Source organism: Aeromonas sobria (genome assembly GCF_050266975.1).
Taxonomy (GTDB): Bacteria; Pseudomonadota; Gammaproteobacteria; order Enterobacterales; family Aeromonadaceae; genus Aeromonas; species Aeromonas sobria_B.
In genome coordinates this window covers 1-20372 of sequence record NZ_JBKISU010000024.1, presented here as the reverse complement: position 1 = coordinate 20372, position 20372 = coordinate 1, and the positions used below count along the sequence as shown (strand labels likewise).

Annotated in this window: 17 protein-coding genes, 9 tRNA genes and 1 pseudogene; 17 read left to right on the top strand and 10 right to left on the bottom strand. The window is 61.1% G+C overall.

Annotated elements, in window-relative coordinates:
- Nucleotides 1-21: 21 nt before the first annotated feature.
- Nucleotides 22-1452 (bottom strand): alanine/glycine:cation symporter family protein, encoded by a 1431-nt coding sequence (locus ACLHZ1_RS14170; RefSeq protein ID WP_408792608.1) that lies wholly within the window; start codon nucleotides 1450-1452, stop codon nucleotides 22-24.
- 700 nt (nucleotides 1453-2152) lie between these two features.
- Between ACLHZ1_RS14170 and tal the strand changes: the two genes are divergently transcribed.
- Together tal and ACLHZ1_RS14160 are read left to right on the top strand one after the other, a co-directional pair.
- Nucleotides 2153-3106, top strand: coding sequence for a transaldolase (tal, locus tag ACLHZ1_RS14165; protein WP_408792610.1), 954 nt, complete (start codon nucleotides 2153-2155; stop codon nucleotides 3104-3106).
- A 175-nt stretch (nucleotides 3107-3281) separates the two neighbouring features.
- Complete coding sequence (locus ACLHZ1_RS14160; RefSeq protein ID WP_427262605.1) at nucleotides 3282-3464, top strand: DUF3545 family protein; 183 nt, start codon at nucleotides 3282-3284, stop codon at nucleotides 3462-3464.
- A 140-nt stretch (nucleotides 3465-3604) separates the two neighbouring features.
- Here ACLHZ1_RS14160 and ACLHZ1_RS14155 read toward each other — a convergent pair whose 3' ends face one another.
- Together ACLHZ1_RS14155 and ung are read right to left on the bottom strand one after the other, a co-directional pair.
- Nucleotides 3605-4150, bottom strand: a complete 546-nt coding sequence (locus tag ACLHZ1_RS14155; protein ID WP_427262604.1) for a hemerythrin domain-containing protein — start codon at nucleotides 4148-4150, stop codon at nucleotides 3605-3607.
- Nucleotides 4151-4231: 81 nt separating this feature from the next.
- A complete protein-coding gene (ung, locus tag ACLHZ1_RS14150; RefSeq protein WP_427262603.1) occupies nucleotides 4232-4900 on the bottom strand; it encodes a uracil-DNA glycosylase in 669 nt (222 codons plus the stop codon).
- Between the two features lie 458 nt (nucleotides 4901-5358).
- Here ung and grcA point away from each other — a divergent pair, with 458 nt between their 5' ends.
- On the top strand, nucleotides 5359-5739 hold the full coding sequence (gene grcA / locus ACLHZ1_RS14145; protein ID WP_111873745.1) for an autonomous glycyl radical cofactor GrcA: 381 nt from the start codon (nucleotides 5359-5361) through the stop codon (nucleotides 5737-5739).
- Between the two features lie 130 nt (nucleotides 5740-5869).
- Here grcA and kdsA read toward each other — a convergent pair whose 3' ends face one another.
- The 6 genes from kdsA to hemA all read right to left on the bottom strand — a co-directional run bounded on the left by kdsA (nucleotide 5870) and on the right by hemA (nucleotide 11599).
- Nucleotides 5870-6724, bottom strand: a complete 855-nt coding sequence (gene kdsA, locus ACLHZ1_RS14140) for a 3-deoxy-8-phosphooctulonate synthase (protein ID WP_427262602.1) — start codon at nucleotides 6722-6724, stop codon at nucleotides 5870-5872.
- A gap of 181 nt (nucleotides 6725-6905) precedes the next feature.
- Nucleotides 6906-7709: a SirB1 family protein gene (locus ACLHZ1_RS14135; protein WP_427262601.1), complete on the bottom strand. Its 804-nt coding sequence runs from the start codon at nucleotides 7707-7709 to the stop codon at nucleotides 6906-6908.
- Between the two features lie 88 nt (nucleotides 7710-7797).
- Nucleotides 7798-8181, bottom strand: coding sequence for a SirB2 family protein (locus tag ACLHZ1_RS14130; RefSeq protein WP_408792618.1), 384 nt, complete (start codon nucleotides 8179-8181; stop codon nucleotides 7798-7800).
- A gap of 83 nt (nucleotides 8182-8264) precedes the next feature.
- The gene (gene prmC / locus ACLHZ1_RS14125) at nucleotides 8265-9134 is read right to left on the bottom strand and encodes a peptide chain release factor N(5)-glutamine methyltransferase (protein WP_427262600.1); all 870 of its coding nucleotides are present in this window, start codon (nucleotides 9132-9134) and stop codon (nucleotides 8265-8267) included.
- A 70-nt stretch (nucleotides 9135-9204) separates the two neighbouring features.
- The gene (prfA, locus tag ACLHZ1_RS14120) at nucleotides 9205-10293 is read right to left on the bottom strand and encodes a peptide chain release factor 1 (protein ID WP_427262599.1); all 1089 of its coding nucleotides are present in this window, start codon (nucleotides 10291-10293) and stop codon (nucleotides 9205-9207) included.
- A 49-nt stretch (nucleotides 10294-10342) separates the two neighbouring features.
- Nucleotides 10343-11599: a glutamyl-tRNA reductase gene (hemA, locus tag ACLHZ1_RS14115; RefSeq protein WP_427262598.1), complete on the bottom strand. Its 1257-nt coding sequence runs from the start codon at nucleotides 11597-11599 to the stop codon at nucleotides 10343-10345.
- A gap of 129 nt (nucleotides 11600-11728) precedes the next feature.
- Here hemA and lolB point away from each other — a divergent pair, with 129 nt between their 5' ends.
- The 14 genes and pseudogenes from lolB to ACLHZ1_RS14045 all read left to right on the top strand — a co-directional run bounded on the left by lolB (nucleotide 11729) and on the right by ACLHZ1_RS14045 (nucleotide 17803).
- Nucleotides 11729-12307, top strand: a complete 579-nt coding sequence (lolB, locus tag ACLHZ1_RS14110) for a lipoprotein insertase outer membrane protein LolB (protein ID WP_427262597.1) — start codon at nucleotides 11729-11731, stop codon at nucleotides 12305-12307.
- Nucleotides 12304-13174: pseudogene (gene ispE / locus ACLHZ1_RS14105) on the top strand (4-(cytidine 5'-diphospho)-2-C-methyl-D-erythritol kinase). The gene lolB and the pseudogene ispE overlap by 4 nt, the downstream one beginning before the upstream one ends.
- A tRNA-Gln gene (locus tag ACLHZ1_RS14100) sits at nucleotides 13154-13228 on the top strand. The pseudogene ispE and the gene ACLHZ1_RS14100 overlap by 21 nt, the downstream one beginning before the upstream one ends.
- A 219-nt stretch (nucleotides 13229-13447) precedes the next feature.
- Entirely contained in the window at nucleotides 13448-14395 is a 948-nt protein-coding gene (locus tag ACLHZ1_RS14095) for a ribose-phosphate pyrophosphokinase (RefSeq protein WP_427262596.1), read from the top strand.
- Between the two features lie 188 nt (nucleotides 14396-14583).
- Nucleotides 14584-15180 (top strand): aminoacyl-tRNA hydrolase, encoded by a 597-nt coding sequence (pth, locus tag ACLHZ1_RS14090; protein ID WP_427262595.1) that lies wholly within the window; start codon nucleotides 14584-14586, stop codon nucleotides 15178-15180.
- A 135-nt stretch (nucleotides 15181-15315) separates the two neighbouring features.
- Nucleotides 15316-16407 carry a redox-regulated ATPase YchF gene (ychF, locus tag ACLHZ1_RS14085; RefSeq protein ID WP_041993139.1) on the top strand — a complete coding sequence of 364 codons (1092 nt, stop codon included), beginning with the start codon at nucleotides 15316-15318 and terminating at the stop codon, nucleotides 16405-16407.
- Between the two features lie 236 nt (nucleotides 16408-16643).
- Nucleotides 16644-16720, top strand: a tRNA-Met gene (locus tag ACLHZ1_RS14080).
- 12 nt (nucleotides 16721-16732) lie between these two features.
- Nucleotides 16733-16807, top strand: a tRNA-Gln gene (locus ACLHZ1_RS14075).
- Between the two features lie 151 nt (nucleotides 16808-16958).
- A tRNA-Gln gene (locus tag ACLHZ1_RS14070) sits at nucleotides 16959-17033 on the top strand.
- A 46-nt stretch (nucleotides 17034-17079) separates the two neighbouring features.
- A tRNA-Gln gene (locus ACLHZ1_RS14065) sits at nucleotides 17080-17154 on the top strand.
- 135 nt (nucleotides 17155-17289) lie between these two features.
- A tRNA-Met gene (locus ACLHZ1_RS14060) sits at nucleotides 17290-17366 on the top strand.
- 12 nt (nucleotides 17367-17378) lie between these two features.
- Nucleotides 17379-17453 (top strand) — tRNA-Gln (locus ACLHZ1_RS14055).
- 180 nt (nucleotides 17454-17633) lie between these two features.
- A tRNA-Met gene (locus ACLHZ1_RS14050) sits at nucleotides 17634-17710 on the top strand.
- Nucleotides 17711-17719: 9 nt separating this feature from the next.
- Nucleotides 17720-17803: transfer RNA gene (locus ACLHZ1_RS14045), tRNA-Leu, on the top strand.
- Between the two features lie 141 nt (nucleotides 17804-17944).
- On the opposite strand, the gene ACLHZ1_RS14040 is transcribed toward ACLHZ1_RS14045, so the two are convergent.
- Complete coding sequence (locus ACLHZ1_RS14040; protein ID WP_427262594.1) at nucleotides 17945-19777, bottom strand: SLC13 family permease; 1833 nt, start codon at nucleotides 19775-19777, stop codon at nucleotides 17945-17947.
- Nucleotides 19778-20372 lie beyond the last annotated feature (595 nt).

Sequence of the window (20372 nt, the reverse complement as noted above, 5' to 3'; positions counted from 1 at the left end):
CATCGCGGCAAAGCGACAGCGTCATTTCTTGGCCGGAGCGTCCCAGATCCCCGCTTCCAGCTGGCTGCGGATCTCGGGGTACTTGTTGGCATCGAAGGTCGGCACCTTGCCGAGCTTGAGCTGGTCGTTGTAATCCTTGGCCAGCTTGATGGCCACCCCGGAGAGCAGCAGGATGGCGACCAGGTTGACGATGGCCATGAAGCCCATGGAGACATCCGCCATGGCCCACACGGTCGGCAACTCGCCGACCGAGCCGAACATCACCATGCCGAGCACGAACAGGCGGAACAGCAGCAGACCGCCCTTGTGGCTGTGCTCGAGGAACACCAGGTTGGTCTCGGCGTAGGAGTAGTTCGCGACGATGGAGGTAAAGGCGAAGAAGAAGATAGCGGTGGCGATGAAGATGTTGCCTGCGCTGCCGATCTGGGAAGAGAGCGCCCGCTGGGTCAGCTCCACCCCCGTGATGCCGGATCCCGGCTCAAACTGCCCGGACATCAAGATGATGGCGGCGGTACAGGTACAGATGACGATGGTGTCCATGAAGACACCCAGCATCTGCACATAACCCTGGGAGGCCGGGTGCGGCGGATAGGGGGTGGCGGTGGCGGCGGCGTTCGGCGCCGAGCCCATGCCCGCCTCGTTGGAGAAGAGGCCGCGCTTGATGCCGTTGATCATCGCCTGGGAGATGGCGTAACCCAGGGCGCCGGAACCGGCCTGCTCGATGCCGAAAGCCGATTTGAAGATGAGGACGAAGACGCCCGGCAGCTCAGAGAGGTTCATCACGACGATGGCCAGGGCCAGCAGTATATAGGCCAGCGCCATGAAGGGCACCACCAGCTCGGCGAAACGGGCGATGCCGCGGATGCCGCCGAAGATGATGAGACCCGCCAGCAGCACCAGCACTATGCCGCTCATCCAGTCGGGAATGCCGAATGCCACGTTCATGGCCAGGCTGATGGAGTTGGCCTGCACCGCATTGAACACCAGGCCGAACGCCATGATCAGGCACAGGGAGAACAAGACCCCCATCCAGCGCATGCCAAGGCCGCGCTCCATGTAATAGGCAGGACCACCACGATAGTTGCCATCCTCATCCTTGACCTTGTAGAGCTGGGCCAGGGAGCTCTCGACGAAGGCAGTCGCCATGCCGATGAAGGCGATCAGCCACATCCAGAAGATGGCCCCCGGGCCCCCCAGGTAAATGGCGACGGCGACGCCGGCCAGGTTGCCGGTACCCACCCGGGCCGCCAGACTGGTGCACAGGGCCTGGAAGGAGGAGATGCCCGCCTTGTCGGATTTGCGGCTGTGGCGCAGGACCGAGAACATGTGGCCGAAGTGGCGGACCTGAATAAAGCCCAGACGGAAGGTGAAGAAGATGCCGACCCCGATCAGCAGGTAGATGAGCACGGCTCCCCACATCAGGTCGTTTAGTAAAGCTATCAAGGTATCCATAATTCTCTCGTTGTCATTCACATCCATGGCCAGTCTGCGCTGACCGTTTTGCTGTATGTTGCCGAATTAGCTTTCTGCTAAAGGGGCGGAATCTAGCATAGCGAGCCCGTTCAGAATAGTGATCCCGCTCACCCGGATCACAAAAAATGAGCGATGACAGGCAAAAAAGCACCAAAAATTCAGCAAATCTTCAACAAAACCGTTAATCCACGGCCCGACTGACGCGCCGATCCCGCCCAGGGGCGCACCCGCCCCTCCCCTCCCCACGCCATCGTTTGCTCAAACGTTTGCCAGGCGAGGATAGAAAATCGACCTCGTCACGCCAAACGTTTTACACGTAATAAAATTTCAAGTAGCGGTCATGATATTTTTTGTGATCAATCACACAAAACCGGAAAAACCCTGAAAAAAGTATCGTTGACAAGTGACTCGAAAAGGATGGGGAAGCATGAAAAAACTGATATAAATCATTAACTTTAACCATGGCTCACCCCATGGCTCCCCCCGCTGTTCGATCCCTGCGCAATCCCCCCTCTTGCGGGCGGCCCCCCAACTGTATTAAGTAGGCAAACAGTGTGGATGGGGAGCTCCCGTCCCGCAGTTCTGAGCGTCCGCCGCCCTGGTTTTGTAATTAAGTTTCAAAACTGGCCGCCCACGCCATCACCCCGGGATGACTCCCCATCAAGAGATGATATTTGCCATGGCCGATAAATTAACCCAGCTCAAAGCCCTGACCACAGTCGTCGCCGACACCGGTGATATCGAAGCCATCAAGCGCTACCAGCCGACCGACGCCACCACCAACCCCTCCCTGGTGTTGAAGGCCGCCGAGATCCCCGAGTATGCGCCCCTGATCGACGACGCCATCGCCTGGGCCAAGGCCCAGAGCCAGGACAAGGCGCAGCAGATCATCGATGCCGGCGACAAGCTGGCGGTCAATATCGGTCTGGAAGTGCTGAAGATAGTGCCGGGCCGCATCTCCACCGAAGTGGACGCCCGCCTCTCCTTCGACACCGACGCCAGCATCGCCAAGGCCCGCAAGCTGATCCGCCTCTACAACGAAGCGGGTATCAGCAACGATCGCATCCTGATCAAGCTGGCCTCCACCTGGGAAGGCATTCGTGCCGCCGAAGTGCTGGAGAAAGAGGGCATCCAGTGCAACCTGACCCTGCTGTTCTCCTTCGCCCAGGCCCGTGCCTGCGCCGAAGCCGGCGCCTTCCTGATCTCCCCCTTCGTCGGCCGCATCCTCGACTGGTACAAGGCCAAGCACAACCGTGACTACACCGCCAGCGAAGATCCGGGCGTGGTCTCCGTCACCGCCATCTACGACTACTACAAGCAGCACGACTACCCGACCGTGGTGATGGGGGCGAGCTTCCGCAACACCGGCGAGATCCTGGAACTGGCCGGCTGTGACCGCCTGACCATAGGCCCGGCCCTGCTGGAAGAGCTGAGCAAGGCCGAGGGTGTGGTCGAGCGCAAGCTGCACTATACCGGCGAGCGTCAGGCAAAGCCGGCACCGATGAGCGAAGCCCAGTTCCGCTGGGAGCTGAACCAGGACGCCATGGCCGTCGAGAAGCTGGCCGAAGGCATCCGCCTGTTTGCCGTCGACCAGGGCAAGCTGGAAACCATGCTGGCCAGCCGCCTGGCCTGAGGCTGCCCCCAGTGACGCCATGAGCAAACCGGATGCCCGCGAGGGTGTCCGGTTTTTTTATCGCCAGAAAAATCGCCCGATTGACACCCGTCATATGGCTGTAATGAAAACGTTTTAATTTTCATAGCGCTGTGTTATACGGTTGGTGAAAAAAATAACAACCAAGGAGGGATCCATGGATATGTTCAGCTTTGACGTTGAAGATGTTGTTGATCTGGGTTCACGCGGTCGCGGGACAACGGGAAAGAAACGCAAATGGAGGGAGATTGAGGCATTGAAGGATAAACATCGTCTGCAAAAGGAGCTGCAGTCGATCGATATCACCTACGATAGTCTCTCCGAGGAGATAGTGCTGTAACGGCATCCTCTCTCGACCAGGCCCCGCCTCTGCGGGGCCTTTTTATGGGTGCGGTGGCCAGGGTTCGGTGCCTCATCAGTCAGCAGACCCCATAAACAGCAGGCCCGGCACTATGCCGGGCCTGCGCCATTGTGGTGATGTCAGACGATGGGCAACGAGAGCCGGTGGGCCAGCTCCCTGAAGTGCTGGCTCACCTCGGGTCCGAACAGGGGATCGCCGATGGCCCGGTTCTGCCACTGCTGCTCCAGCTGACGCCAGTCATCCTCGGTCAGCGCCTCCCGCAGCAGGGGGAACACCACCCCCTCCTCGTAGTTCATGTGGGCCTCCTGCTGGGCGATGAAGCGAGCCAGCTTGGCGGTGAACTGGTCGAGGGGGATGACGGCATCCAGCAGTATCATCTCCACCATCTCCTTGAGCTCGGTGCCCGCCTCTATCAGGCTGGCGTGCTCCAGTTGCAGGCGGTGACTGATCTCCCCTTCGACCAGGCGGTACTTGAGGTAGTACTCATAGATCAGGTCTTCCTTGGGATGGTGGTAGCTATCAGACACCTCTCGCAGGTAGTCGATCACATCACGCACCAGCGCATAGTTGACCGCTCGCTCCTCATTGATGGCATCGAGCTTGCTTTTCAGCAACTTAAGTAGTTTTGCGATGTTGAGATGGTCCTGGTGCAGCTTGGCTAACATAAGCTCTCCTTGGCTTAAAAATGAGCATGTCCGCCTTTGAGTATACGGCCATTTGCCCCCTCAACTTTGCCCTTCGTCAAGTCAACCGCAGACAGAGTCCCACGCGATGGGTCCCTGACCCTGTTGCTCCAGCAGACGATTGGCCTCGCTGAAGTGGCCACAACCGATGAAACCCCGATGGGCAGAGAGCGGGCTGGGATGGGGCGCCGTCAGCACATGGTGGCGATGTCGATCGATGAAACGCCCCTTCTTCTGGGCATGGGCCCCCCACAGCAGAAACACCACCCCTTCGCGGCTGACATTGATCTGTTCAATCACCCGATCGGTGAAGGTCTCCCATCCCAGGCTGGCATGAGAGTGCGCCTGGCCCGCTTCCACCGTCAGCACCGTATTGAGCAGCAGCACCCCCTGCCTGGCCCAGGACTCGAGAAAGCCGTGATGGGGGATGGTGAAACCGGGCAAGTCCCGCGCCATCTCCTTGTAGATGTTGACCAGGGAGGGCGGGGTGCGCACCCCGGGCAGCACGGAGAAACAGAGGCCATGGGCCTGATTCGGGCCGTGATAGGGATCCTGCCCCAGGATCACCACCTTGACATCGGCGAGCTCGGTCAGCTTGAAGGCGTTGAATACCTCGCTGGCGGGGGGATAGACCAGCTTGCCCGCCTCCCGCTCGGCCCTGACAGCGGCCAGGGTCTGCTTGAAATAATCCTGCTCCTTCTGGGAGCCAATCACATCCGTCCAGGTCAACACCGGGATACCTCGTTCTCAGTTTTGGCAAGGGGCCCAGAATAGGGGGATGCCCCCTCGGGTGCAACCGGGGCAAGGATGACCTCACTCGGCTGCGGGACCCAGGGCAGTCGGCAAGAGCCCGCCCCGGGCCGGACCAACCGCTCAGATGCGGACAAGAATTGCGATAAGATGTAGTTAAATTACTAGATTAATAAATCAAAAGAAGCATAATTGGCATATCTTATGTTTTGGTAAAAATCACTTTAATTTGATTAAACTCAATGAATTAAATACCTGAAAGCGCCGCTTTCCGGGTATTTTTTGATTTGGATCAAATTTGGTTTTATTACCACCGTGCTATATATGACCCCATCAAAGTAAAGGTGTAAGGCAAGGGCCCTTTAAATCACCCAGGTGGTTTAAATACATCAGGGTAATGTCCTTACAGTTGAATCCGCTTTCCCATGAGGAGTCATACCATGATCAAGGGCATTCAAATCACCCAGGCCGCCAACGCAGCGTTGCTGAACTCTTTCTGGCTGCTGGACGAGGCGCAGCAACAGGCGCGCTGCATCTGCGCCAAGGGTGATGTCTTCGCCGCCGATCAGGAAGTCAAGCTGTCTGATCTAGGCCAGTTCGAATACCGTGAGCTGCCGCTGCAGAGCGAGCCCGTGGTCGAGGGGGGCCAGCACCTGAACGTCAACGTGCTGAGCCGCGAGACCCTGGAAGATGCGGTCGCCAATCCGGAAAAATATCCCCAGCTGACCATCCGCGTCTCCGGCTATGCGGTGCGTTTCAACGCCCTGACCCCGGAGCAGCAGCGCGACGTCATCACCCGTACCTTCACCCAGAGCCTCTAACTCGCCCTGCGCTCACAGGTACCCTCAAAAACGGCCCGCACGGGCCGTTTTTTGTGGGTCATGCCCGGCGCCGATACGACAAGGCCCCGCATCGCGAGGCCTTGTTCATTTGCCGTGACGACCGTCGCTATCAGGCGGAGGTATCCAGGGGCTCGAAGCCCTTGATGAGATCGTCGATGGCCTTCATCTGCTTGAGGAAGCCTTCCAGCTTGTCCAGGGGCAGGGCGCTCGGGCCGTCGCAACGGGCCACCTTGGGATCTGGGTGGGACTCAATAAACAGACCCGCCAGGCCCACCGCCATGCCGGCACGGGCCAGCTCGGTCACCTGGTCACGGCGACCACCGGAGGCGGCCCCCAGGGGATCGCGGCACTGCAATGAGTGGGTCACGTCGAAGATGACGGGGTAGCCGCCTGTACTCTTCTTCATCACCCCCAGCCCCAGCATGTCCACCACCAGGTTGTCGTAGCCGAAGTTGGCGCCGCGCTCGCACAGGATCAATTGATCGTTGCCGCACTCCTCGAACTTGTCGGTGATGTTCTTCATCTGGCTTGGGCTGAGGAACTGCGGCTTCTTGATGTTGATGACGTTGCCGGTGCGGGCCATGGCCTCCACCAGATCGGTCTGGCGCGCCAGGAAGGCGGGCAACTGGATGACGTCCACTACCTCGGCGACCGGCTTGGCCTGATGCACTTCGTGCAGATCGGAGATGACCGGCATGCCGAAGGTGCGTTTAAGCTCCTCGAAGATCTTCATCCCCTCTTCCAGGCCCGGGCCGCGGTAGGAGTGGATGGAGGAGCGATTCGCCTTGTCCCAGCTCGCCTTGAACACGAAGGGGATGCCGAGCTTGCTGGTCACTTCCACGTACTTCTCGCACACCGCCATCGCCATGTCGCGGGATTCCAGCACGTTCATGCCGCCAAACAGCACGAAGGGCTTGTCATTGGCGACATCGATCTGGTTGATCTTGATATTCTTCTGTTCCATCTCAGGCATCCTTAGGTGAAAAGGCGTGAATCCAAGTTAGTCTGCAGTGCCTTGGGCACACAGACCTGGATATGCTTCTGTGTCGTTGCCCAGGCCGCCTTAGGTGAAGAGGCTTGGGGCTTGATGTTCTTCTGTTGCACTTCCCATGTTGCACTTCCCATGTTGCACTTCCCAGGCCGCCTCAATGAAGAGGCTTGGGGCTGAGATCCAGGGCGGCCAGCTGCATCTTGAGCACATCGGCCACCGGATCGTCCGGGCACTGTTCAATGAAGTATTCGAAATCGTCGGCGGCAAAGCGCGGGCAATCCAGCTGCTCGTAGATGAAGCCCCGATCCCGCGTCTCCTGGGGATCCCCCGGCTTCATCCGCAGCAGCAGTTCGCTGGCGCGCAGCGCCTCCGTCATGCGGTTCTCCCGCAGCAGGGCCGCCTTGTTGACGTTGAGCAGCCGCTCGATGATCTCCCACTGGCCCGAGGGCTGCAGGTAATCCTGGCTCAGGGTCGCCAGGTTGCCGAGGGCGCCCCGCAGCAGCGACTCGATGCGGGCCAGACTTAGCACCTCGCCGTTGAAGGGATCGACATAGACCTCCCCCTCGTCGCCGGCGAAGCTCACCAGGAAGTAGCCAGGGAAGCAGATCCCCTCCACGTCGAGGCCGATGCGCCGCCCGAGCTGGATCAGCAGTATGCCGAGGCTGACCGGGATCCCCTGGCGCCCGGTCAGGACGGCGGCCAGATCGCTGTTGGTGGAGGAGAAGAAATCCTGCCAGTCGCCGTGAAAGCCCAGGCCCTGGTAGAACCCCTGGAGCAGCTGGCTGCGCACCTCGTCCGCCGTGCCCTCATGGATGGAGTCGTTAAGCCACTCATCCAGCAGCTCCAGTTCCCGCAGGGCCTCTTCGGTGTCGCGCTGATAGATATCCTCGCTGACACTCAGGGCCAGCAGCGCCAGATCCTGAGCCTCGAAATCGGTCCACTCATCGATGCGAAACATCAGACTCCCCCGGGCGAAGCAGGCCGCCACAGACATTCAAGGTAAAACCGGCCGCGCGGCGCCGATGGCTTGTTGACATCCTCACTCCTCACGCAAACAGGCTGGCATGTTTGAACAGGGCCAGCTTGACCACGAAATAGAGCCAGCCCAGGGAGCCCAGGAAGGCGAACCAGCGGATCAGATTGCCCCGGGCCAGGCGCAGGGCCATCAGCCCCAGGAAGGCCACCACCAGGATGGCCACCAGCTTCTCGCTGAGCCAGGGCACGGCGTTGTTGAGGGGGTTGAGATCCAGCACCATGCACAATAGCACTCCGCTGATCACCACCAGGCCGTTGCACCAGCCGCTCACTTGCAGGGTGCGTGGGCTGCGCGCCAGAGGAGATCCGGTCTGCTGCCAGTAAAAACGCAGGATAAACATCAGCACGGCGGCGGCGATCAGCAGCAGGTGCAGATGCTTGATGGCAAAATACATCACAAAACCTCAATTGACTCGTTGCGGCGCGCCGGCCGGTTGGCCCGCTCACCGCGAATGGGGTAAAGGGTAAAAGAGAACCCCTATCCTTTAAATGGCGCGGGATCGGGCTCAGCCGCCACGCCGGGCCGGCATCCCAGGGTCACCCGTTCGTTGTCCCCGTAGTCACGCACTGTCGCAACCTGCTGATAACCCTGGTCTAGCAGCAGGCGACGTACCGCCTCCCCCTGCTCCCAGCCGTGTTCCAGCAAGAGCCAGCCCCCCGGCAGCAGATGGTCGGGGGCCTGCGCCACTATCTGGCGCAGGTCAGCCAGCCCCTGCTCGTCGGCCACCAGGGCCGAGCGTGGCTCGAAACGCACATCCCCCTGGGCCAGATGCTGATCCTCCCCGTCGATGTAGGGGGGATTGGAGACGATCATCGCAAAGGGCGGCGCATCAGACAGGGGCGCAAACCAGCTCCCCTCGCGCACCTCGATGGGTAGCCCCAGGGCGGCGCTGTTGGCGCGGGCCAGAGCGGCGGCGTCCGGCATCCGATCCACCGCCCAGATATCGGCATCGGGGCGCTCGGACTTGAGCGCCAGCGCGATGGCGCCGGTGCCTGTGCCCAGATCCAGCAGGGCGCAGGGGCCGGCCGGCAAGCGCGCCAGCGCCTGTTCCACCAGCAGCTCGGTGTCCGGGCGCGGGATCAGGGTGGCCGGGCTCACTTTCAACGGTAGGGACCAGAACTCCCGCTCGCCGATGAGATGGGCGATGGGCTCGCCAGCGAGACGGCGATCAAGCCAGGCTTGCAGAGTGGCCTGCTGGGCGGCATCGAGCTCGCGCTCGGGCCAGGTCATCAGGTAGCTGCGCCGACACCCCAGCAGATGACAGAGCAGGGCATCGGCATCGGCGCGGGGGGATTCCCCGGAGGCCAGGGTCGCCATGATGTGGGCGCGGGCCTGCTGGATCTGCATCAGTGGCGCTCCCGTCCGCTCGCCATGGCGAACGCCGCCAGCGAGCCTCCTTGCATCGGCACTGTGCTCATCAGCCGTTATCCGCCAGGGAGGCGAGCTGATCCGCCTGATACTCCTGCACCAGGGGGGTGATGACGCAATCCAGATCCCCTTCGAGGATTTCACCGAGGCGATAGAGGGTGAGGTTGATGCGGTGCTCGGAGAGGCGGCCCTGGGGATAGTTGTAGGTACGGATGCGCTCGGAGCGATCCCCCGAGCCCACCAGGTTGCGACGGGTGCTCTGCTCGGCGGCGCGGTGGCGCTCGTCCTCGGCCGCCTGCAGGCGGGCGGAGAGCACGGACATCGCCTTGGCGCGGTTCTTGTGCTGGGAGCGCTCATCCTGGCACTCCACCACCAGGCCGGTGGGCAGGTGGGTGATACGAATGGCGGAGTCGGTCTTGTTGACGTGCTGACCACCGGCCCCGGAGGCGCGGAAGGTATCTATCTTCAAGTCCGAGGCATTGATCTCGATCTGCTCGGCTTCCGGCACTTCCGGCAGCACGGCGACGGTGCAGGCGGAGGTGTGGACCCGGCCCTGGGATTCGGTCTCCGGCACCCGCTGCACCCGGTGGCCGCCGGACTCGAACTTGAGGCGACCGTAGACGTGCTCACCGTCCACCTTGGCGATCACCTCCTTGTAGCCGCCATGCTCGCCGTCGTTGCAGCTGACGATGGAGACGCGCCAGCCCTGTCGCTCGGCATAGCGGGAATACATGCGAAACAAGTCGCCTGCGAAGATGGCCGCCTCGTCGCCACCGGCGCCGGCGCGGATCTCCAGGTAGCAGTTGTTGTCATCCCGAGGATCCCGGGGCAGCAGCATCACCTGCAGCGCCTGCTCCTGCTCCTCCAGTCTGGCCTTGACCAGGGGCAGCTCCTCCTGCGCCATCTCGCGCAGCTCGGCATCGTCCTCCTCCAGCATCAGCCTGGTGGTCTCGAGATCCTCTTCGGCCTGGCGAAAGCGCTGGAAGGCGTGAACGATATCTTCCAGCTGGGCATATTCCCGGGTCAGGGCACGGTATCTGTCCTGATCCGAGGCGACCCCGGGTTCGCCGAGCAGGGCCTGTACTTCTTCATGGCGCTCGATGAGGCCTTCCAGCTTTCTGATCAGTGACGGGTTCATGGTTTCCGGTATCTCAATGGTGACGGGGCCACGGCGGGCCCGGACAAGGTTATTCGGCGGACAGGCCAAGGATCTGGCGCAGCTGACCCAGCTGCTCCCGATCGCCACTGGCGCCGGCCTGGCGCAGGGCCTGGGTCGGGGCATGGATCAGCTTGTTGGTGAGCCTGTGGCTCAGGGCGCGGGCGGCCGCCTCCGGGGACTCCCCCTGTGCCAGGGCTTGCAGGGTGCGGGCCAGCTCCTCTTCGGCATACTGCTGGGCCTGGGCGCGGTAATCGCGAATGAGGTCGACCGCATGAAGCGAGCGGTACCAGCCCATGAAGTCGTCCCGCTCTTCCTGCACGATGAGCTCGGCCTCGGCGGCCGCCCGTTTGCGGGTCTCCAGGTTCTGCTCGATGATCCCCTGCAGATCGTCCACCGTGTAGAGGTAGGCATCGGAGAGATCGTCCACCTCGGCCTCGATGTCCCGCGGCACCGCTATGTCCACCAGGAACATGGGTCTGAAACGGCGCGCCTTGAGGGCCCGCTCCACCATGCCCTTGCCGATGATGGGCAAGGGGCTGGCGGTGGAGCTGATGACGATGTCCGCCTCGTGCAGGTAATCGGGGATCTCTTCGAGCGTCATCACCTGGGCGCCAAACTCCTCGGCCAGGGCATGGGCCCGTTGCAGGGTGCGGTTGGCCACCATCATCTGGCGCACGTTCTGCTCGCGCAGATGGCGGGCCACCAGTTCTATGGTCTCGCCGGCGCCCACCAGCAGCACCTTGGTCTGGGAGAGATCCGAGAAGATGCGCCGGGCCAGGCTGACCGCGGCGAAGGCCACCGACACGGCGCTGGCGCCGATCTCGGTGTCGGTGCGCACTCTTTTCGCCACCGAGAACGACTTCTGGAACAGGCGCTCCAGCGAGCCCTTGAGCACCTCGGCCTGCTGGGCATGGGCGTAGGACTGCTTGATCTGCCCCAGGATCTGCGGCTCCCCCAGCACCAGGGAGTCGAGGCCGCAGGCGACCCGCATCAGGTGGCGCACCGCCTCCTCGTCGTGATGGCGATAGAGGGCGCCCTGCACCTCGCTGGCATCCAGGCCGTGGTAGCGCTGCAACCACTGGGTGACCTGCTCGTCATGGCCCTGCTCCAGGGCGCAATAGAGCTCAGTGCGGTTGCAGGTGGAGACGATCACCGCCTCGTGCACCCCGGGCTGCGCAGCCAACTCCCGCAAGGCGTGGTCGATGCAATCGGGGCCAAAGGCGACCCGTTCCCGCAAGGCGACACTGGCGGTGTTGTGGTTGATTCCGAGGGCAAGCAGACTCATGAGTGGGCGCTGATCGTTTCTTGGGCACAGGGTGTATAAGGCCGCCAATTGTACGAGAAAGGGTAAGGCTTTAAAAGCAATACGGCCGCCCCGTATACTGTGCCAAATCACCATGTTGGGAGCCCAACCTTGTTCTTGCGACTTTTGCCCCTGCTCGGCCTGCTGCTGCTCGCCGGTTGCACCACCACCTCCCCCCAGCGCCAGCAAGTGGATTGGCAGCAGGAGCGCGCCCGCCTCGAGCGACTCGACCACTGGCAGCTGTCGGGCAAGATGGCCATCATCAGCGCCCAGCAGAGGGGCAGCGCCCGCCTCAACTGGCAGCAAGATGGCGAGGATTATCGCCTCAACCTCACCAGCCTCATCGGCACCAGCATACTGGAGCTCTCCCGCAGCCAGGGCCGGATCAGCCTGACTGACAACGAGGGGCGCCAGCACCAGAGCCAGGATGCCGAGGCGCTCATCTTCCAGCTCACCGGCTGGCACCTGCCCATCGCCGGCCTGCCGGACTGGATAAAAGGGCTGCCCGGCAAGGCGGACTACCGCCTCAACCCCGACAACAGCCTGGCGAGCGTGCGCGATGGCCAGTGGCAGATAAGCTACCAGGAGTACCGGGATCAGGACGGCTACCGCCTGCCCCACCTGCTCACCATGACGGGGCCCCAGAGCCGCCTCAAACTGCAGATCAACGAGTGGGCTCTGCAACCATGACCCAGATGCGCTGGCCCGCCCCGGCCAAACTCAATCTCTTCCTGCACATCAACGGCCGCCGCCCCGACGGTTATCACGAGTTGCAGACCCTGTTCATCTTCCTCGACCAGGGCGACTGGCTCGAATTCGAGCCCCTGCCGGACACGGACCAGCTCACCCTGAGCCCGGCCATCCCTGGGGTACCCGATGAGCAGAATCTCATCATCCGCGCCGCCCGCCTGCTGCAAGCCAGATTGCCGCGCCCCCAGGGAGCCCATATCCGGCTGGAGAAAATTCTGCCCATGGGGGGCGGCATCGGCGGGGGTTCGTCTGACGCCGCCACCACCCTGGTGGCCTTGAATCACCTCTGGCAGGCGGGGCTCACCCAGGATGAGCTGGCCGAGCTCGGTGTCAGCCTGGGGGCCGACGTGCCGGTGTTCGTGCGCGGTCGCGCCGCCTTTGCCGAAGGGGTAGGAGAGCAGTTGCAGCCGGTCACTCTGCCGCAGCACTGGTATCTGGTGATCAAGCCGGAGTGCCATGTCAGCACGGCGGCCGTGTTTCAGGATCCCGAACTGCCCAGAAATACCCCTAAATTGACATTGCAGGGGTTGCTGGCTGGAGAATGGAAAAACGATTGCGAGCCCCTGGTGAAAAAGCGCCACCCCGAGGTTGCCAATGCGCTCGGCTGGTTGCTAGAATACGCGCCGTCAAGAATGACGGGCACAGGAGCCTGCGTCTTTGCTCAGTTTGAAGACGAAGTGAGTGCTCGAAAGGTGTTGGCCAAGGTACCGAAAGCGTGGGGAGGGTTTGTCGCCAAGGGCGAGAACATATCACCACTCTTCGTGACATTGCAACAGGCTCAATGATTGGGGTATCGCCAAGCGGTAAGGCAGCGGGTTTTGATCTCGCCATTCCTAGGTTCGAATCCTAGTACCCCAGCCATCATTGCAGTACGGGAAGTGTAACCGAAGGCAGACTCCCGTCATGGCTTCGACCCCCTCTCCTCTGCTATAAGGTCTGTGCATCGTTCACTCGGTTGGCCTGCCGGTCCGGGTCCCTGGCCCCTGCCCCGTCAGCTTGCTAAATCGTTTGCTAGCGAACGATTATGGGTCCGATAACGGACTCACCCACATACTGGATGCAACCCCGAGGTTTCAAACCGTGCCTGACATGAAGCTGTTTGCTGGTAACGCAACGCCGGAACTAGCCCAGAAGATCGCAGATCGCCTGTTTATCAAACTCGGCAATGCTGCCGTAGGTCGCTTTAGCGACGGCGAAATCAGCGTACAGATCAATGAGAATGTACGTGGTGGCGATATCTTCATCATTCAATCCACCTGTGCCCCGACCAACGACAATTTGATGGAATTGATCGTGATGGTGGATGCCCTGCGTCGTGCTTCAGCTGGCCGTATCACTGCTGTCATTCCCTACTTTGGCTATGCCCGCCAGGACCGCCGCGTCCGCTCCGCCCGTGTGCCCATCACCGCCAAGGTCGTCGCAGACTTCCTCTCCAGCGTGGGTGTGGATCGCGTGCTGACCGTTGACCTGCATGCCGAACAGATCCAGGGCTTCTTCGATGTCCCGGTCGACAACGTGTTCGGCAGCCCGGTGCTGCTGGAAGACATGAAGTCCAAAAACCTCGAGTCCCCCGTGGTCGTCTCTCCGGACATCGGCGGCGTGGTCCGTGCCCGCGCCATCGCCAAGCTGCTGGATGACACCGACATCGCCATCATCGACAAGCGTCGTCCCCGTCCGAACGTCTCCCAGGTCATGCACCTGATCGGTGACGTCGCCGACCGCGACTGCATCATAGTCGACGACATGATCGATACCGGCGGCACCCTGTGCAAGGCCGCCGAAGCGCTGAAAGAGCGCGGCGCCAAGCGGGTGTTTGCCTACGCGACCCACCCGGTTTTCTCCGGCACCGCCGTCGAGAACATCAAGAACTCCGTCATCGACGAGCTGATCATCACCGACTCCATCCCGCTCACCCCGGAGATGAAGGCCATTGGCAAGGTCAAGCAGCTGACCCTCTCTACCGTGCTGGCCGAGGCTATCCGCCGCATCAGCAACGAAGAGTCCATCTCTGCCATGTTCGAGCATTGATGCCGGCTCGCCAGCTTGCTGGCAGGCCAGATCAGAAAAACCGCCCCCGTGGCGGTTTTTCTCTTTTCCGGGGCTGTGGGCACGGCGGGACGGCATTGGTTGAGTGATCGCCACTCGGCGGCTAGAATATTGCGTCCCATTGCCCCGGGCCATCCGCTCATGGCAAGTAGCGAGTGAAGACATCAAGCGTGACAACTCAAATCAAACTGATCGTCGGGCTGGGCAACCCCGGCGCCGAGTATGCCAAGACCCGCCACAATGCGGGTGCCTGGTATGTCGAGCAGCTGGCCCGCTGGCACAATGTCAGCCTGCGTGAAGAGCCCAAGTTTTATGGCCACACCGCCCGCATCCTGGTGGAGGGGCAGGACGTTCGCCTGCTCATTCCGAACACCTACATGAATCTCTCCGGCAAGGCGGTGGCCGCACTGGCCCGCTTCTACCAGATAGAGCCACAAGAGATGCTGGTGGCCCACGATGAGCTGGATCTGCCCCCCGGCATCGCCAAGTTCAAGCAGGGTGGCGGCCATGGCGGCCACAACGGCCTCAAGGACATCATCGCCAAGATGGGCAACAACAAGGAGTTCTTCCGGTTGCGGCTCGGCATTGGCCACCCCGGTGCCAAGGAGCTGGTCGCCGGCTTCGTGCTGACCAAGGCGCCCAGCAGCGAACAGAGCCTGATCGATGCCGCGCTGGACGAAGCCCTGCGCGCCACCGACATCCTGTTCAAGCAAGACATGACCAAGGCCATGAACCGCCTGCACAGCTTCAAGGCCGAGAAAGCCTGATCCGGCACGCCGGATGGGCCATCACGAGCAAGATATGACCAAGGTCGGGCACCACGAAGTGGCGCCAGGCCGAGAAAGCATGACACGGGTCGCCCGGGCGGCCTCACAGCATCCACCAAGTTAAGGTAACTATCCATGGGTTTTAAATGCGGTATCGTGGGCCTGCCCAATGTAGGCAAATCCACCCTGTTCAATGCGCTGACCAAGGCCGGCATCGAAGCCGCCAACTTCCCGTTCTGCACCATTGAGCCGAACACGGGTGTGGTCCCCATGCCGGATCCCCGTCTCGACCAGTTGGCGGCCATCATCAACCCCCAGCGCGTGGTGCCGACCACCATGGAGTTCGTGGACATCGCCGGCCTGGTGGCAGGCGCCTCCAAGGGTGAGGGTCTGGGCAACCAGTTCCTGGCCAACATCCGCGAGACCGAGGCCATCGGCCACGTGGTGCGCTGCTTCGAAGACGAGAACATCGTCCACGTCGCCGGCAAGGTCTCCCCGGCCGATGACATCGAGGTGATCAACACCGAGCTGGCCCTGTCGGATCTGGATGCCTGCGAGCGCGCCATCCATCGCCAGTCCAAGCGCGCCAAGGGCGGTGACAAGGATGCCAAGCTGGAAGTGGAGACGCTCGAAAAGATCAAGGCCGCTCTGGAAGATGGCAAGATGATCCGTGGCCTGGACCTCTCCAAGGAGGAGCTGGCCGCCGTTGCCCACCTCAACTTCCTGACCCTCAAACCCACCATGTATATCGCCAACGTGGCGGAAGACGGCTTTGACAACAACCCCTTCCTCGACAAGGTGCGCGAGATCGCCGCCGCCGAGAATGCCGTGGTGGTCGTGGTCTGCTGCGCCATCGAGGCGGACATCGCCGAGCTGGATGACGCCGATCGCGCCGAGTTCATGGCGGATCTGGGCATAGAGGAGCCGGGCCTGAACCGGGTGATCCGCTCCGGCTACGAGCTGCTGAATCTGCAGACCTATTTCACCGCCGGGGTGAAGGAAGTACGGGCCTGGACCATCCCGGTTGGTGCCACGGCGCCGCAGGCGGCTGGCAAGATCCACACCGACTTCGAAAAAGGCTTTATTCGCGCGCAAACCATAGCGTTTGACGACTTTATCACCTACAAGGGTGAGCAAGGCGCGAAGGAAGCGGGCAAGATGCGCGCCGAAGGCAAGGACTATATCGTCAAGGATGGCGATATCATGAACTTCCTGTTCAACGTCTAACCCCATGACAGGCCAGCATTTACTGGCCTGTTTTTTAAGGGGGAACAGCGGTTCGCCCAAGGCTCCCTGAGCTTAAAAAAGTCAGATTGTTGGGCTTTTGCGCGACAGAGCGCAATATCTGGCCAAACGCACCCAAATTCGGTTTTTCTCACAAAAAAAGGGTTGACGCCCCAAAGCCAGATACGCATAATTCGGGCCGCACAGTGACGAGGCAACGAGGCACTGGACGCAAGGTTGGCTATGTAGCTCAGTTGGTTAGAGCATCGCACTCATAATGCGAGGGTCACAGGTTCGAATCCCGTCATAGCCACCATTATTGTTCTGTTGGGGTATCGCCAAGCGGTAAGGCAGCGGGTTTTGATCTCGCCATTCCTAGGTTCGAATCCTAGTACCCCAGCCATTATTCTTAGTTATCGACGCTCATTTGTCGGTAACGAGTTGTGGAAACATTGAGCGGTTTTTATCTTGTCAATGTGCCTAGGTTTCAATCCTAGTACCACAGCCATTTTTGAAAGCTACTTGCCAGTCCAACGACTGTTGAGGAGCGCTGTTGGGGCATCGCCAAGCGGTAAGGCAGCGGGTTTTGATCTCGCCATACCTAGGTTCGAATCCTAGTGCCCCAGCCATTTTCTAAAGTTCCTTGCCGGTATGATGATCGTTGAGGAGCACTGTTGGGGTATCGCCAAGCGGTAAGGCAGCGGGTTTTGATCTCGCCATCCCTAGGTTCGAATCCTAGTACCCCAGCCATTATTTCCCGTCATCGACGCTGTTGGTGACTCGCTGTGGCAAGCGTGAGAGCTTCTGCTCTCGTCAACGCACCTAGGTTCGAATCCTGATGCCGCAGCTGTTTTTCCTTGTACACGACCATGTCGCATACAAGACGGCTATGTAGCTCAGTTGGTTAGAGCATCGCACTCATAATGCGAGGGTCACAGGTTCGAATCCCGTCATAGCCACCATTATTGTTCTGTTGGGGTATCGCCAAGCGGTAAGGCAGCGGGTTTTGATCTCGCCATCCCTAGGTTCGAATCCTAGTACCCCAGCCATTATTTTTATCATCGGCTTGACCGGTGACGTAAGGCAGTGTGGTAAGCGTGAGAGGTTTTGCTCTCGTCAACGTACCTAGGTCCGCATTCTAGTACCACAGCCATTTTTACCCGTCGTTGACATGAAGATGTCGATGACACACGAACAGGGCCGCTGGCCCTGTTTGTTTAGACATCCAAGGCTATGTAGCTCAGTTGGTTAGAGCATCGCACTCATAATGCGAGGGTCACAGGTTCGAATCCCGTCATAGCCACCATATTGTTTTGCGGAAGTGGCGAAATTGGTAGACGCACCAGATTTAGGTTCTGGCGCCCTAGGCGTGAGAGTTCGAGTCTCTCCTTCCGCACCATCAATCGCAGTACCAAACAGACCAGCTCAGGCTGGTTTTTTTGTGTCCGTTTTTCCCCGCCTCCCCCGGCAAACCCATCTCCATCACCAATGGCCCCCATGAAAAAGCGGCCCAGGGGCCGCTCGTCTCTCATCTCAGGGGTCAGAACGGGAACAGCCAGGGAATGGTCAACACGCTCACCGCCATCACCAGCAGGGTGAAGGGCACCCCGATCCGCACGAAGTCGATGAAGCCGTACTCGCCGGGCCCCAGCACCAGGGTATTGACCGGCGAGGAGACGGGGGTCATGAAGGCTGCCGAGGCCGCGATGGCAATGGTCATGGCGAAGGGATAGGGCGAGACACCCATCTGCTGGGCGGCGCCGATGGCGATGGGCGCCATCAAGACGGCGGTTGCCGTGTTGGAGATGAACAGACCGGTCAGGGCCGTCAGGGCGAACAGGCTGGCCAGCATCACCCGCGGCCCCATCTCCCCGACCAGGGCCATCAGGCCCCCGACAATCAGGTCCACCCCGCCGGTCTTTTGCAGGGCCAGGGCGAAGGGCAGCATGCCGACGATGAGGATCAGGGTCGGCCAGTGAATGGACTTGTAGGCGCTCTCGAGATCGATACAGCGAAACTGGCCCATCAGCAGGCAGGCGATCAGTGCCGCCACCACATTGGGCACGGGATCCGTCACCATCAGCAGCACCATGATCCCCAACGAGAGCAGCGCATAGGCCGCCTGGCTGCGCGCCGGGGCCATCTCGTCCACCTCGGCCGGCAGCCCCAGCAGCAGGAAATCGCGGTGATGGCTGTGCAGCTGACGGATGAGGCTCCAGTTGCCCGCCAGCAGCAACCTGTCTCCCAGCTGCAGCGGCTCGTCCACCAGGCGCCCGGCCAGGGCTTCGCCATTGCGCCTGATTCCCACCACGCTCAAGCCATACTGATTGCGAAACGCCGTCTCCCGCAGGCTCTTGCCGAGCAGGCTGGATTCGGGGATGAGCGACACCTCGGCCAGCCCCACCTCCCGCGCCTGATCCGAGAAGTAATCGCCCCGCAGTATCATGGGCTCGAGCATGGCCTCGCTGCAGAACGTTCGGATATCCACCTCGGGATCCGCCATGTCGATGAGCAGCACGTCCCGCGCCTGAAACTCCGAGATCCCGGAAACGCTCACCATGACCCGCCGAAACTTGCGCCAGCGCTCCACCCCTATGATGTTGGCACCGTAGCGGGCCCGCAGTTGCAAGGCATCCAGGGTATGGCCTATCAGGGGCGACCCCGGCCGGATCGCCAGTCGCCGCGCCCGCCCGGTCAGGCGATAATCGCGGATGAGATCCCGCAGCGTGCTGCGCCTGCTCCCCTTGCTGCGTCCCGGTTGGACGTCCCTGGCCAGGGAGCCGCGCACCAGCAGCATGTAAGCGATGCCGAGCAACAGAATGAGCAGGCCCATGGGGCTGAAGCTGAAGAAGCCAAAGCCCGGGATGCCATGGCGCACCAGCTCGCTGTTGACCACCATGTTGGGAGGCGTTGCCACCAGGGTCATCATGCCGCTGATGAGGCCGGCGAAGCCGAGCGGCATCATGAGCCGTCCCGCCGGGATCCCCATGCGGTTCGCGACGCTGAGTACCACAGGGATGAAGATCGCCACCACTCCGGTCGAGCTCATCACGGCGCCGAGCCCGGCCACCGCCACCATCAGCAGCACCAGCAAGCGGATCTCGCTGTTGCCCGCCACCTTCACCAGGGCATCGCCCACCTGATAGGCGATGCCGGTGCGCACCAGCCCCTCCCCCACCACGAACAGGGCGGCGATCAGGATGACGCTGGGATCACTGAAACCGGCCAGCGCCTCGGTCAGGGTCAGGGTGCCGCTCAGCACGAACAGGATAAGCACCAGCAGCGCCGTCACATCCATGCGCACCCGGTTGCTGACAAACAGGTAGATGGCCCCCAGCAGCAGGCAGAGAACCCAGATCAACTCACCATTCAACGCCCTCTCCTCCCCTTCTCACAATCCCGGATAACAGTGGACTCTATCAGAACACAATCACGGCATCAGCGTCTTGTGACATATCAATAAAGCGTCCTCGACGCCGCAGGCAGCGTCACGGCTCAGGGGAGGCAATAACGTACCGACGGTCACTGTGCCAGGATGGCGGCGCCTGCACAGGGTCGAGGGGAAAGGCGATGAGATGGGGCCGGCATACCACAGCCAGTCTCTGGGTCGGGGATGGGCAACAGGACAACAGGACAACAGGACAACAGGACAACAGGACAACAGGACAACAGGACAACAATAGCAGCGCCCCGATCAGGGGATGGTGCACATCGCCATGGCAGCCTGGCCAGGTGTCTAGGCTGCTCCATGGCTGGTCCGGCATGAAGATGAGGGGGGACATGGTGGGGCGCAGAGGTGCCGGAGTGCCACGCTACTCTGGCCGCAATACGATGTCCAACCGAGCCTGTAAATCCAATTGTGTAACCGCCCACGAATAAGTAACTTTTTCAAAAGGATACCTTCGTGGGTAAGCAAATGGACCAAGACAAACTCAAAGCACTGGCCGCTGAGCTGGCAAAAGACATCA

Excerpts from the sequence above, each read along its gene's own strand:
- ACLHZ1_RS14135 (WP_427262601.1), bottom strand. The coding sequence starts at position 7,709 with ATGTTTCGCATCGATGAGTGGACCGATTTCGAGGCTCAGGATCTGGCG.
- kdsA (WP_427262602.1), bottom strand. The coding sequence starts at position 6,724 with ATGGAACAGAAGAATATCAAGATCAACCAGATCGATGTCGCCAATGAC.
- prmC (WP_427262600.1), bottom strand. The coding sequence starts at position 9,134 with ATGCAGATCCAGCAGGCCCGCGCCCACATCATGGCGACCCTGGCCTCC.
- prfA (WP_427262599.1), bottom strand. The coding sequence starts at position 10,293 with ATGAACCCGTCACTGATCAGAAAGCTGGAAGGCCTCATCGAGCGCCAT.
- ychF (WP_041993139.1), top strand. The coding sequence starts at position 15,316 with ATGGGTTTTAAATGCGGTATCGTGGGCCTGCCCAATGTAGGCAAATCC.
- ACLHZ1_RS14170 (WP_408792608.1), bottom strand. The coding sequence starts at position 1,452 with ATGGATACCTTGATAGCTTTACTAAACGACCTGATGTGGGGAGCCGTG.
- ACLHZ1_RS14155 (WP_427262604.1), bottom strand. The coding sequence starts at position 4,150 with ATGTTAGCCAAGCTGCACCAGGACCATCTCAACATCGCAAAACTACTT.
- ACLHZ1_RS14160 (WP_427262605.1), top strand. The coding sequence starts at position 3,282 with ATGGATATGTTCAGCTTTGACGTTGAAGATGTTGTTGATCTGGGTTCA.
- tal (WP_408792610.1), top strand. The coding sequence starts at position 2,153 with ATGGCCGATAAATTAACCCAGCTCAAAGCCCTGACCACAGTCGTCGCC.
- hemA (WP_427262598.1), bottom strand. The coding sequence starts at position 11,599 with ATGAGTCTGCTTGCCCTCGGAATCAACCACAACACCGCCAGTGTCGCC.
- grcA (WP_111873745.1), top strand. The coding sequence starts at position 5,359 with ATGATCAAGGGCATTCAAATCACCCAGGCCGCCAACGCAGCGTTGCTG.
- ACLHZ1_RS14130 (WP_408792618.1), bottom strand. The coding sequence starts at position 8,181 with ATGTATTTTGCCATCAAGCATCTGCACCTGCTGCTGATCGCCGCCGCC.